At 36.3% G+C, this 11,993-nt stretch carries 15 protein-coding genes; 8 read left to right on the forward strand and 7 right to left on the reverse strand.

What is annotated here, in order from left to right; genetic code table 11:
* The first annotated feature begins 13 nt into the window (after positions 1 to 13).
* Entirely contained in the window at positions 14 to 1,507 is a 1,494-nt protein-coding gene (locus tag OQ292_RS15380) for a xylulokinase (protein ID WP_284683027.1), read from the forward strand.
* A 104-nt stretch (positions 1,508 to 1,611) separates the two neighbouring features.
* Positions 1,612 to 2,928: a xylose isomerase gene (xylA, locus tag OQ292_RS15385; protein ID WP_284683028.1), complete on the forward strand. Its 1,317-nt coding sequence runs from the start codon at positions 1,612 to 1,614 to the stop codon at positions 2,926 to 2,928.
* 65 nt (positions 2,929 to 2,993) lie between these two features.
* On the opposite strand, the gene OQ292_RS15390 is transcribed toward xylA, so the two are convergent.
* The 3 genes from OQ292_RS15390 to OQ292_RS15400 are packed head-to-tail and all read right to left on the reverse strand — an operon-like array spanning position 2,994 to position 4,912.
* The gene (locus OQ292_RS15390) at positions 2,994 to 3,638 is read right to left on the reverse strand and encodes an alpha/beta hydrolase (protein ID WP_284683029.1); all 645 of its coding nucleotides are present in this window, start codon (positions 3,636 to 3,638) and stop codon (positions 2,994 to 2,996) included.
* 12 nt (positions 3,639 to 3,650) lie between these two features.
* Positions 3,651 to 4,403 (reverse strand): SDR family NAD(P)-dependent oxidoreductase, encoded by a 753-nt coding sequence (locus tag OQ292_RS15395; protein WP_284683030.1) that lies wholly within the window; start codon positions 4,401 to 4,403, stop codon positions 3,651 to 3,653.
* The gene (locus tag OQ292_RS15400; RefSeq protein WP_284683031.1) at positions 4,400 to 4,912 is read right to left on the reverse strand and encodes a YcxB family protein; all 513 of its coding nucleotides are present in this window, start codon (positions 4,910 to 4,912) and stop codon (positions 4,400 to 4,402) included. Before OQ292_RS15400 ends, OQ292_RS15395 begins: the two co-directional genes overlap by 4 nt.
* Positions 4,913 to 5,075: 163 nt before the next feature.
* Here OQ292_RS15400 and OQ292_RS15405 point away from each other — a divergent pair, with 163 nt between their 5' ends.
* From OQ292_RS15405 to OQ292_RS15420, 4 genes are all read left to right on the forward strand, one after another.
* Positions 5,076 to 5,747 (forward strand): heme exporter protein CcmB, encoded by a 672-nt coding sequence (locus tag OQ292_RS15405; protein ID WP_284683032.1) that lies wholly within the window; start codon positions 5,076 to 5,078, stop codon positions 5,745 to 5,747.
* Positions 5,748 to 5,782: 35 nt separating this feature from the next.
* A complete protein-coding gene (ccsA, locus tag OQ292_RS15410; protein ID WP_284686012.1) occupies positions 5,783 to 6,469 on the forward strand; it encodes a cytochrome c biogenesis protein CcsA in 687 nt (228 codons plus the stop codon).
* 12 nt (positions 6,470 to 6,481) lie between these two features.
* Positions 6,482 to 6,751, forward strand: a complete 270-nt coding sequence (locus OQ292_RS15415; protein ID WP_284683033.1) for a CcmD family protein — start codon at positions 6,482 to 6,484, stop codon at positions 6,749 to 6,751.
* 68 nt (positions 6,752 to 6,819) lie between these two features.
* A complete protein-coding gene (locus OQ292_RS15420) occupies positions 6,820 to 7,263 on the forward strand; it encodes a cytochrome c maturation protein CcmE domain-containing protein (RefSeq protein ID WP_284683034.1) in 444 nt (147 codons plus the stop codon).
* A gap of 28 nt (positions 7,264 to 7,291) precedes the next feature.
* Here the strand turns inward: OQ292_RS15420 and OQ292_RS15425 are convergent, their stop codons facing one another.
* From OQ292_RS15425 to OQ292_RS15440, 4 genes are all read right to left on the reverse strand, one after another.
* Positions 7,292 to 7,876 (reverse strand): non-canonical purine NTP diphosphatase, encoded by a 585-nt coding sequence (locus OQ292_RS15425; protein WP_284683035.1) that lies wholly within the window; start codon positions 7,874 to 7,876, stop codon positions 7,292 to 7,294.
* Positions 7,877 to 7,918: 42 nt separating this feature from the next.
* Positions 7,919 to 8,419 carry an FKBP-type peptidyl-prolyl cis-trans isomerase gene (locus OQ292_RS15430; protein WP_284683036.1) on the reverse strand — a complete coding sequence of 167 codons (501 nt, stop codon included), beginning with the start codon at positions 8,417 to 8,419 and terminating at the stop codon, positions 7,919 to 7,921.
* 14 nt (positions 8,420 to 8,433) lie between these two features.
* Positions 8,434 to 9,309 carry an FKBP-type peptidyl-prolyl cis-trans isomerase gene (locus OQ292_RS15435; RefSeq protein ID WP_284683037.1) on the reverse strand — a complete coding sequence of 292 codons (876 nt, stop codon included), beginning with the start codon at positions 9,307 to 9,309 and terminating at the stop codon, positions 8,434 to 8,436.
* Between the two features lie 102 nt (positions 9,310 to 9,411).
* Positions 9,412 to 10,431: a DHH family phosphoesterase gene (locus OQ292_RS15440; protein WP_284683038.1), complete on the reverse strand. Its 1,020-nt coding sequence runs from the start codon at positions 10,429 to 10,431 to the stop codon at positions 9,412 to 9,414.
* A gap of 228 nt (positions 10,432 to 10,659) precedes the next feature.
* On the opposite strand from OQ292_RS15440, the gene OQ292_RS15445 reads away from it, so the two are divergent.
* Together OQ292_RS15445 and OQ292_RS15450 are read left to right on the forward strand one after the other, a co-directional pair.
* On the forward strand, positions 10,660 to 11,274 hold the full coding sequence (locus tag OQ292_RS15445) for a uridine kinase family protein (protein ID WP_284683039.1): 615 nt from the start codon (positions 10,660 to 10,662) through the stop codon (positions 11,272 to 11,274).
* Entirely contained in the window at positions 11,274 to 11,966 is a 693-nt protein-coding gene (locus tag OQ292_RS15450; RefSeq protein WP_284683040.1) for a potassium channel family protein, read from the forward strand. The genes OQ292_RS15445 and OQ292_RS15450 overlap by 1 nt, the downstream gene beginning before the upstream one ends.
* The last annotated feature ends 27 nt before the right edge of the window (positions 11,967 to 11,993 follow it).

Consider the following 11,993-nt stretch of genomic DNA (forward strand, 5'->3'; position numbering starts at 1 on the left):
TAAAGAATCGATCATGGCATCTTCAAAAATTCTATTAGGTTATGATATTGGTACTTCATCAATAAAACTAACTGCGCTAGAAGCTGATTCTGGTTTGGTATTGTCTTCGGCTACCTATCCAGAAGAAGAAATGCTTTTGCACTCTGCAGAACAAGGCTGGGCAGAACAAGACCCAGAAATGTGGTGGAAGTGCGTAGTTGCAGCGACCAAAATGGTTGTAAATGAAGTTCCGAAAGAAGATATTGTTGCCATTGGTATTACTTATCAAATGCACGGTTTAGTAGCTGTTGATAAGGATATGAATGTGCTTCGTCCATCAATTATTTGGTGCGATAGTAGGGCAGTAGAGATTGGTAACAATGCGTTTGAAAGCATTGGCGAAGAATACTGTCTGGAACATTTCTTAAATTCTCCTGGAAATTTTACTGCTTCTAAATTGAAGTGGGTAAAAGAAAATGAGCCAGAAACTTATGAGAAAATCCATAAGATAATGTTGCCGGGTGACTACATCGCCATGAAAATGACGAACCTCATCCAAACAACAGTTTCAGGATTGTCTGAGGGAATAATGTGGGATTTTAAAGATGGAAAGATTGCAGACAAACTCCTAGATTATTATGGAATAGATGAAGCCTTAATTCCAGATGTAGTAGAAACCTTTTCAGAACAAGGTACACTAACTAAGCAAGCTGCAGAAGAGTTAGACTTGCCACAAGGTATTAAGATTACTTATAGAGCGGGAGACCAGCCAAACAATGCTTTTTCTTTAAATGTATTGAATCCAGGTGAATTGGCTGCTACAGCAGGCACATCTGGTGTGGTTTACGGTATTACAGATTCTCCTGATTATGATCCAGAATCTAGGGTAAACACCTTTGTGCATGTAAACCATACCAAAGAAAACCCTCGCTACGGTGTGTTACTTTGTGTAAATGGTACAGGTATACTAAACAGTTGGTTTAAGAATAACATGACTGGGCTCAATAAGATGTCTTATGCAGAAATGAATGAGGTAATCTCAAAGGCACCAGTTGGGGCAAGAGGTTTGGTAATTTTACCATTCGGAAATGGAGCAGAAAGAGTGCTTGGTAACAAAGACGTAAAATCTCAAATAAATGGCTTAAACTTTAACCTTCACGACCAAGCTCATATGTTTAGGGCTTTACAAGAGGGAATTGTGTTTGCATTAAACTACGGTTTCGAAGTAATGCAAAACATGGGTATTAAGCTAGATACTGTAAAGGCTGGCAAAGCAAATATGTTCCTGAGCCCAATTTTTAGAGAAACATTTGCCAACGTAACAGGAGCAGCAGTAGAGCTTTATAACACAGATGGCTCGCAAGGAGCTGCAAGAGGTGCTGGGGTAGGTTTGGGACATTATGCTTCATTTAGCGAAGCTTTCTCAGGACTACAAACTGTACTTACTGTTGAACCAGACCAAAATGAAGCAGGTAAATATAAAGAAGCATACGACCACTGGTTAGAAGTGCTAAAGCAATATTTATAAAGAAACAAAACAGTTGATTTACTTAATCAATGAAGTACTCCCTTTTGAATATTTTCAATTAGGTGGCAGACATAAACTGATTACACATTATAACCAATTTTAACATGAGTAAAACATATTTCCCTAATATCGATAAGATAAAATATGAAGGTAAAGAGTCTGATAATCCATTGGCTTTTAAATTCTACGAAGCTGATAAAGTGATTGCAGGCAAAACAATGAAAGAGCATTTCAGATTTGCGGTAGCTTACTGGCATTCATTCTGTAATGGTAACTCAGATCCTTTTGGAGTAGATACTAGAGTTATGCCTTGGTCTCCTGCTGGAGCAACTCCAATGGATGCAGCTAAGTACAAACTAGAAGCGGCATTCGAATTTATTACAAAACTGGGAGCTGAATACTACTGCTTCCACGATGTAGATATTGCTCCAGAAGGTGCTACAGTGGCTGAAAGCGAGAAAAATCTACAAGAAATTGTTGGTATGGCTAAGCAATACCAAAAAGATACAGGTGTAAAACTACTTTGGGGAACAGCGAACCTATTCTCACACCCACGCTATATGAATGGTGCTTCTACAAATCCAGATTTTGAAGTGCTTTGCCATGGTGCAGCGCAGGTTAAAGCGGCTATCGATGCAACTATTGAACTTGGTGGTGAAAACTATGTATTCTGGGGTGGTAGAGAAGGATATATGTCTTTATTGAATACAGACATGAAGAGAGAGCTTGACCACATGGGTCAGTTTTTAAGAGCAGCTAGAGATTATGGAAGAAAAGCAGGTTTTACAGGTCCTTTCCTTATCGAACCAAAACCAGCTGAGCCATCTAAGCATCAGTACGATTTTGATGCAGCAACAGTAATTGGTTTCTTAAAAGCACAAGGTCTTGCAGATGATTTTAAATTAAACTTAGAAGCAAACCACGCTACACTAGCAGGTCATACTTTTGAGCATGATATCCAAACTGCAGTTGATGCTAGCATGTTAGGTAGTATAGATGCCAACCAAGGTGATTACCAAAACGGTTGGGATACTGACTACTTCCCGCATGATGTATATGATACTACTAAATTGATGATGATTCTTCTTGAGTCTGGTGGATTAACTTCTGGCGGATTAAACTTTGATGCTAAAATCAGAAGAAACTCAGTTGATTTAGAAGATTTGTTTATAGCACACATTACTGGTATGGATGTGTTTGCGCGTGGTTTAATTACTGCAGAGAAAATCTTAACTAAATCTGCATACAAAAAAATGAAAGCTGAGCGCTATGCTTCTTATGATGCTGGCAAAGGTGCTGCTTTTGAAAAAGGTGAATTAGATTTAGTAGCGTTAAGAGATCTTGCTGCTGAGAATGGCGAACCAAAATCTATTAGCGGTAAGCAAGAACTTTACGAAAGCTTCCTTACTCAGTATATCTAAGCAATCAATTAAAATAGATATAAAAAAAGACCTGATTCGTTCAGGTCTTTTTTGTTTTATAAGGATTAATCTAAAGCAATTTGCAAAATAATATCTCTATTCACTTCGTGTTTTCCTTCGAATAATATAGTCTCAGGTTTTTTGCAGAGCTGCGTCATTTTTTTAGAAAGTAGCTGAATTCTATCAGGATCGTAATATTGGTCTTCAGTTCCAATTACAAAATAAAGCTTAGCTTCTTCTGGAACAAAGCCGAGCATCTCTGCATTAAGCTCTCTTGGAAATTCTCCTGCCCACATAACCAGTTTAGAGAAAGTCAATCGTTTTTGAACAGCCCATCGCCAAACAGTAGAAACGCCCTGAGAAAAGCCAAATAAAACCAGTTTCACTTCTTGGTTTTCAAACTGTTTCATTTCCTGTTCAAATACTGCATTTAAGTATTGATGCTGATTATGAATGTCTACATCACGCTTTTCTTTGGTCATCCAAGAAGCACCAATATGTGTATAGTCAGATGAAAGATAGAATCTGGAAAGTCCCTGTGGAATTATCACATAGTTTTCATCAGGGTTTAACACATCAAACCTGCGCATAAAATGCTTTGCCAATTGGCCGTAACCGTGGCAGGCAATCCAGATATATTTTATCTCTTCTCCCGGGTTGCCCCAAGTTTCATAATGTGTTTGAAAATTGATTTCTATTGATTTTTCCAATGAATCAGACTTTTAATCTCTTTTCACTTTTGTTGCAGATGCTTGCGCCGTTGGGAAAATAAGTAAATCGGCAATGTTTACATGTGGCGGACGGCTTACCATAAACATAATAGTTTCGGCAATATCTAGTGGTGTAAGCGCATCTAGTCCTTGGTAGACCTTGTCTGCTTTATCTTTATCACCTTTAAACCTCACCATAGAAAACTCTGTTTCTACCAAACCGGGATTTATTGCACCTACTTTAATTCCATATTCATTTAAATCGATTCGCATCCCTTGGTTTAAGGCATCTACTGCATATTTAGACGCACAGTATACATTTCCATTTGCATAAACCTCTTTTCCGGCTACTGAGCCAATGTTTATAATGTGACCAGACTTGCGCTCCACCATTATGGGCATAATGGCTTTAGAAACGTATAAAAGGCCTTTTACATTAATATCGATCATAGAGTCCCAATCGTCGGGGTTGCCTTCGTTTAAAGGCTCTAAACCGTGCGCATTGCCTGCATTGTTTATAAGAATATCTATTTGCTTAAATTCGGCAGGTAAGCTTTCAACAGCTTTAAAAACGGCTTCTTTGTCTCTTACATCAAATATACAAGTGTGTACTGCTACTGATTTGCCTAAAGTTTCTGCCAGCTCTTTTAGGCGATCTTCTCTTCTTCCGCAGATAATCAGATTAATACCATTTTGTGCGAAAACTTCGGCAGTTGCTTTTCCAATTCCAGATGTAGCTCCAGTTATAAATGCTGTTTTGCTCATTTTTGTAAAGATTTTTTAAGGTCTTTTTTATTGTTAATTAGTTTTTTTAATTGATCGATCTGCTCCTGATCTTCGAAGCAATTTTTAGGGATGTATGAAGCTGTATATTTATCGGTATACAGTAGAAACCAGCTTTTAAATTCCTTTACTTTATAAAGCTTTTCCCAACCCATACTGTTTTCTTTTCCCAGCATTTTTACTTTAATTTTTGTTTGGGTGAATTCGTAGATCAGCTCTTCCATTAACAATGGATTTTTTTTGTACTTTCTCACAAACTGGCTATACAGAGAGAAGGGGAGTAAAATGCCAGTTACAGAGATTACTAAAAATGTATTTCTAGCAAAGTTAGGTTGTGGGTTACCTTGCAAATACATAACTACATTGGCAATCAGTGTAAGTATAATGACTGCATGCGCTATAATTATAAATGGTTTTGAGTAAAACTGGTAGTATGAAAACATTACATACTGCTTTTGCGGAATTTTTACTTTAACCTGAAGTGGTTTCATAGTTCAGTTAGTTTATTTTCTATATAGTCGTCGAGTATATAAGATTTTTTGATAAATAGAAAATGAAGTGGCTAATATTATATCATTTTAAAATTATCTAAAAAGTTGAATTGCGGCTTTTATGCTGCTTGTTTAAACAGATTTGCGGAACTAGTTTTGCGCCATGAGAAATCATTTACTCGCCGAAGTAAAGGCCTTGTTTTTAAAGGAAGTGATGCTTGAGTGGAGGCAAAAATATGCGTTTAATAGCATTATTGTCTATATCGTTTCTACAGTTTTTGTTTGCTACCTTAGTTTCAATCTTCGTTTACCTGATGCTATTACCTGGAATGCACTTTTCTGGATAATCTTGTTGTTTTCGGCTGTAAATGGTATTTCTAAGAGTTTTCAGCAGGAGCGAGAGGGGAGAACCTTTTTCTATTACCAGTTGGCAAGTCCAGAGGCAATTATTATCGCCAAAATGCTCTACAATGCCTGCTTTATGATGGTAATTTCTCTTACCGGATTATTAATATTTTCGTTGGTGTTGGGAAATCCCGTTCAAGACAATCTGTTGTTTATTTTAAATATAGTGATAGGTGCAATTGGTTTTTCATCTACACTTACAATGATATCTGGAATAGCTTCTAAAGCAGGAAATAACGGCTCCTTAATGGCTGTAATGGGTTTACCAGTTGTTTTGCCACTATTACTTATGCTAATAAAAGTATCTAAAAATGCGATGGATGGTTTAGCAAGAAGTACCAGTGTAAACGAAATTGTAACTATAATGGCAATTATTACTATTGTAATTGCTGCATCAGTAATGCTATTTCCTTATCTTTGGCGAAGTTAATTTAGTTTTAAAGTATTCAATACAATATAATGAAGATTAAAGGTCTTTGGTGGAAATTGCTAACTATTGTATTGCTGTTATATACACTAATCGGTGGATTTCTTATGGATGTTCCCCGTTTGGTAATCCTCAATGAAACAGTAAGAAATTTGTATTTCCACGTGCCAATGTGGTTAGGAATGACACTTATGCTAGGAGCATCGGCGTACTTCTCTATCAAATATTTACAGAAACCATTTGCCAAGTTCGATAATTATGCTGCTGAATTTGCCAATGCAGGAATTTTGTTTGGTGTTTTAGGTATGATTTCAGGCATGATCTGGGCAAAATTTACTTGGGGTGCTTATTGGAGTGGCGACCCAAAACAAAATGCAGCCGCTGTCGGACTGTTAATTTACTTTGCTTACGGTATTTTAAGAGGTGTTTTTGAAGATGAGCAGCAAAGAGGAAGAATTAGTGCAGTATACAATATATTTGCCTTTGCCGCCTATATTCCACTTATCTATATCTTACCAAGACTTACCGATTCTCTTCATCCAGGTAATGGTGGAAATCCCGGTTTTAATGCTTACGATTTGGATTCTAAACTTAGGTTGGTTTTCTATCCGGCTGTAATTGCATGGACAATGCTAGGAGTATGGATTGTAGATTTAAGAGTAAGGCTTCGAGTAATACAAGCTACCAATACAGAAAAAATGTTGGAGAAAAATTCAAGTTATTAAAATTAGAAGGAGATGTATAAGTACATAAAAATATTATTACTGTCATTTGCTCTATCGTTTTCATTTGCAGAATCGAGTATGGCTCAAGAAAAGCAAAAGATTACTGAGCAAGATTATTCTAATAATGAAATTGAGATGGCAGATGTAATGCGAAGCAATGGCAAAATTTACATTGTTGTAGCTACTGTTTTTTCTTTATTTGCTGGAATTGTTGTGTATTTGGTGATGTTGGATAAAAAAATAGGAGCATTGGAGAAAAACATATCAGATGATTCTATCTAGAATTACTAAACAATGCAATTGGCTATCAAAACAACCAAAAAAGAAATTTAATTAATTAACCTGTTTCAATGAAAAAGACACATATTTTCGGAGTCGTAGTAATAGCTATAGCAATTGGTATAATCATATCTACTGCAGGTGATGCCAGTAAATATGTCACTTTTGATGAGGCTTTCGATTTGGCTTCTAGTGGTAGTGACAAAAAAGTGCATGTGATTGGCGAATTGAAAAAAGATGCTTCTAACCAAGTTGTTGGTGTAAAATACAATCCTGGTTTAGACCCAAACTTTTTGGCTTTTACATTGGTAGACGAAAACAAAGAAGCTAAGGAAATTGTATGTTACCAACCACCAGCATCTATGACAGATTTTGAGAAATCAGAAAAGGTTGTAGTTATCGGAAGGGTAATAGAAGATCAATTTGTTGCTAGCGAGATTCTAATGAAATGTCCTTCTAAATACGAGGAGAGAGAAATTCAGGCAAATAGTGGTAAAAAAGTAAGTGAGTTATAATATTATCATTACTCACTTATTGCTTTTCTTAAACGATATTTTCTAAATAAGCCACCAGCTTTTCTACGGCAAGTCCTCGGTGGCTTATTTTATTTTTCTCTTCTGAAGAAAGTTCTGCAAAAGTACGATCGTAACCCTCAGGTTTAAAAACTGGATCGTAACCAAAACCATTGGTACCAGTTGGCTTATCAGTTATTTCACCTTTTACAATTCCTTCAAAAGCTTTAGTTTCGCCTTTATATATTAAAGTGATTACTGTTTTAAACTGGGCACTTCTATCAGTTTTACTTTCAAGGTTTTTTAGCACTAGTGCTATATTGTCATCACTGTTTCTTTGCGGGCCAGCATATCTGGCAGAATATACACCCGGCTCATTGTTTAGTGCGATTACTTCTAGTCCGGTATCATCTGCAAAACAATCGATTTGATAATGGTCTTTTACATACTGTGCTTTTTGCTCTGAGTTTCCCTCAATTGTTGGCTGTGTTTCTGGAATATCTTCTTCACAGCCTATTTCCTTAAGACTTACAATCTGAAACTTGTCTGCAAGAATCTCTTGTATTTCTTTTAGTTTGTGTGGGTTGTTAGTCGCAAAACAAATAGATGGTTTCATAAGCGATAAATTAAAAAAAGGCAGGAAAACCTGCCTTAGATATTATTCAAAATAGAGTAATTCAATCTCAAAATCCAATATTGAATTGGGAGGTATACTGCCTTGTTGTGTGGCTCCGTAAGCAATGCTAGACGGAATAATGAATCTGGTTGTTCCACCGGGTTTCATTAGTTTAATACCTTCTTGCCAGCCTCTAATTACAGAGCTGCTGTCAACAACAAATCCAAAACTTTCGTCGGAGAGTCTGGTAGAATCAAATTTTTTACCGTTTAAAAGTCTTCCTGTATACTCAACAACAACAGAATCTCCTGTAGTTGGAAATGCACCTTCGCCTTCAACTTCTTGTATGTAATACAAACCAGAAGATGTTCTTTGGTAATTGGTGATTTCTTCTCTTTCAAGAAAATCCTGAATAATTGCTTCGTCTCTTGCTGCTTGTTCTTCTAAGGTGAATGCATCGCCATCTTCTTCACAAGAACCTAAGAATAAACATAATGCTGGTAGTATACAGAGAATAGTGTGCTTTAAATGTGTAGGTAACATAAAAGTCTAAAAATTTATATTTCGATCAGTTTTATTTTGAAAACCAATGGAGTAAAAGGATCAATAGTTCCACTACTGGGTCCAGTATCTCCATATCCAAGAGTAGAAGGCATTGCAAAAATTGCTTCTTCGCCAACCTTCATTGTTAGTACGGCATCGTAAAATCCTTGTATAAGTCCAGATGCACTTAGTGTAAATGTAGTTTCTGTTGTCTCATTAAAAACAGAACCATCTAAGAAAGAACCTTCGTACTCAACAAGTACCTGAGCGCCTGTTTGTGGGCTCTCACCATCACCTTCAGTAATTATTTCTTTAAATAATCCATCGATGTTTGGTTCTGAACCCTCATATCCTAAACCAGTCATGTAATCTCTAATTAGTTCAATTTCATGAGCAAGTTGTTCAGTTCTGTTTCTAACAGCTTTTAAAGTAATATTAGAAGTAATTACAGAATTTGCTTCTATATATACATCGTTTAAAGTTCCGTAATTGCTGCCATAAGCATACACAGAAGGAATAATAAATGTGCTTTGTCCTCCTTCGGTCATGGTAAGTGTAGATCTTATTAAGCCAGACATATAAGCATATACTTCTGGAACAAAAGTGTAGCTAGTATCTGTCATAAAAACACTGCCATCTAGCAATGCATTTTGGTAAGATATTTCTACTACATCGCTACTGCTAACAGTAGTTCCGTTGCCTGGTGTAATTTCAGTATAATAAACATCCCACTCCTCAGATTTTACGGCATTTATGCCATTGTCTTGAATGTATTGTTGTATTACTGCTTCGTCGTCTACTGCAATTGGATCATCTGAGTTGTCACAAGAAATAATAAATAGTGACATTAGAAGTCCGGTTAAGGTTAGTTTCAGGTATGATAACTTCATATAAGGTGAGTTTAAGTTTGCAATGTTGATTATACTATAATCAAGAATAACGGGTAATTGGTTTAAAAAATCACGCAACTATTCTTAATCATAATGTAAACATTAGGCGTCAGGTTGTCTTAATTGATCTTTGTAGAATGGTAAAAGGCTTTCGAAGAAATCAACTACTTCTGCCAATGGAATAGTCATTTTTCCACCAGAAGCATTTTTGTGGCCACCACCATTAAAATGAGCACTGGCAAATTCGCTCACAGAAAAATCGCCTACCGATCTGAAAGACATAGTAACAGAATCTGTACGATCTATAAAAAGAGCTGCTAGTTTTATGCCTTCTATAGATAGGGCATAGTTTACTAAACCTTCTGTATCTCCGTTTTTCGACTGAAATCTCTTTAGGTCATCATCAGATATATACATATAGGCAGTATTAAACTCTCTAAGTACTTTTAATCTCTGGTCTAATACAAAACCCAGCATTTTAATTTTGTTCTCAGAGTTGGTATCGTAAATTAATCTGTGGATTTTTTCAGGAGTTACACCTACATCTATAAGGTCTGCAATGGTACGGTGCACTTTGCTAGAAGTACTTGAATATTTAAAGGAGCCAGTATCTGTCATTATGCCGGCGTAGATGCACTCGGCCATCTCAACTGTTAGAGAATCTGTTGCTCCCATTATATTAAGAAAGTCGTATATAAGTTCTGCTGTAGCTGAGGCTTTGGTGTCGTATAGCTCGTAAGCAGCAAAATTTTCTTTTCCAGGATGATGATCTATTAGTACTTTTACAGCTTTAGAATTAGCTACTAATTTCCCCAAATCTTCAATTCTATCTAGAGAAGAAAAGTCGAGGCAGAATATAAAATCTGCACTGTCTAGAAATTTTTCTATTTTCCTTTTTTCTCCATTTTCGTAAACCAAAACGCTTTCATTCCCTTTCATCCATTTAAGAAAATCGGGGTATTCATCTGGAGAAATAACCTTTACTTCATGCTCTACCTGTATCAAATAGCCATATAAGGCAAGGCAAGAACCCAGCGCATCGGCATCAGGCCTCCTGTGCGGTATTATGGCAATTTTTCTAGGTTTTTCCAGCTCCGGTTTGAGTGCTTCAATATGCTGCATCAGTGAAAGAATGTAACGAGTGGCAAAAATGATAACTTTTCACTGCATTTACAAATAGCTGCTTTTTAAGGTGCTTTATCTGCTGTAGAGAAATTTTTCTGTTTTATCTTTGCGCTCAAAGTGTTTAAATTTTATTCACTATGTAATAATGCTATGTTCAGTTATATCAACTTGTAAGTAGCATATTTAAAAACAGCAATTAATCACATTTAGATAAAAAAGTTCGACATGACATCTTACCTCATTGGTATTACAGGAGGCAGTGGGTCTGGAAAAACCTATTTTCTCGATAGACTTGTACAGGCAGTTGGAAGTGAAAATGTAACTGTTATTTCTCAGGATAACTATTATCGAAGTATGGATGAGCAAACCATTGACGAAAATGGTATTGAAAACTTTGATTTGCCCGAGTCTATAGATGATATAAAGTTTTCTAATGCTGTAGCTGATCTACGTACTGGAAAAGAAGTAAGAGTAAAAGAGTATACTTTTAATAATCCGGATGTTATACCAAAAGAACTGGTATTTAAACCAAACCCAATTGTAATTGTTGAAGGAATATTTGTTTTGCATTATCCTGAAGTAGCTTCTCAAATTGATCTTAAATTATTTGTAGATGCAAAAGATCATATAAAAATAAAGCGAAGAATTTTGCGTGATAAGGTGGAAAGAGGTTATGATCTTAATGATGTATTGTACAGATACGAAAATCATGTGATGCCGTCTTACGAAAAGTACATAGATATTCATAAAAGAGACGCAGACCTTATTATTTGTAACGACAAAGGTTTTGACCGTGCACTGGACGTATTGGTCAATTTTTTAAAAACCAAAATCAACTAATGCAGGATAGATTTGCCGTAATTGGAATGGGGCAGTTCGGGTTTAGAGTAGCAAAACAACTTACCTCGAAAGGTGCTGAAGTTCTGGCCATCGATAGAGACATCGACCGTGTAGAGCTTATAAAAGATGAAGTTACTTATGCCGTAGCACTAGATTCTACAGATATTAAAGCACTGGGCTCCCAAAACCTACAGGAAATGGATGCTGTGTTGGTGGCAATTGGCGAAAATATTGAAGGTCTACTGCTTACAACAGTTTTATTACTAGAGTTGAATGTAAAGAGGATTGTAGCGAGAGCGATGTCTTCTCAACAGCGCATTATCTTAGAAAAACTGGGTGTGCAAGAGATACTTTCGCCAGAAGATGAAGTAGGGGTAATGGTAGCAGAGATGCTTATTAACCCTACCATGAAGGCATTTTTTCAATTGCCAGACGATTTTGAGATTGCAGAAATACAAGCTCCTCGTAAAGTGATAGGTAAAACCCTAGACGAAATCGACCTCAAAGAGCATTATGGTTTGCAGCTTATCACCATTAAACGCCTTTACGAAGAATACGAATCGGAACGAAAGTTTATGGCTGAACACCTCGTGCAAAAAATCAACAGAGATACCATTATAGAAACCAGCGACATGTTAGTGGTATTGGGCAAGTCTTTTCAAGTACAAAAGTTTATTGAATTGAATAGTTGAGAATAGTACTCAAAATATATGATATGC

It is taken from the genome of Chondrinema litorale, assembly GCF_026250525.1.
GTDB classification, from domain to species: Bacteria; Bacteroidota; Bacteroidia; order Cytophagales; family Flammeovirgaceae; genus Chondrinema; species Chondrinema litorale.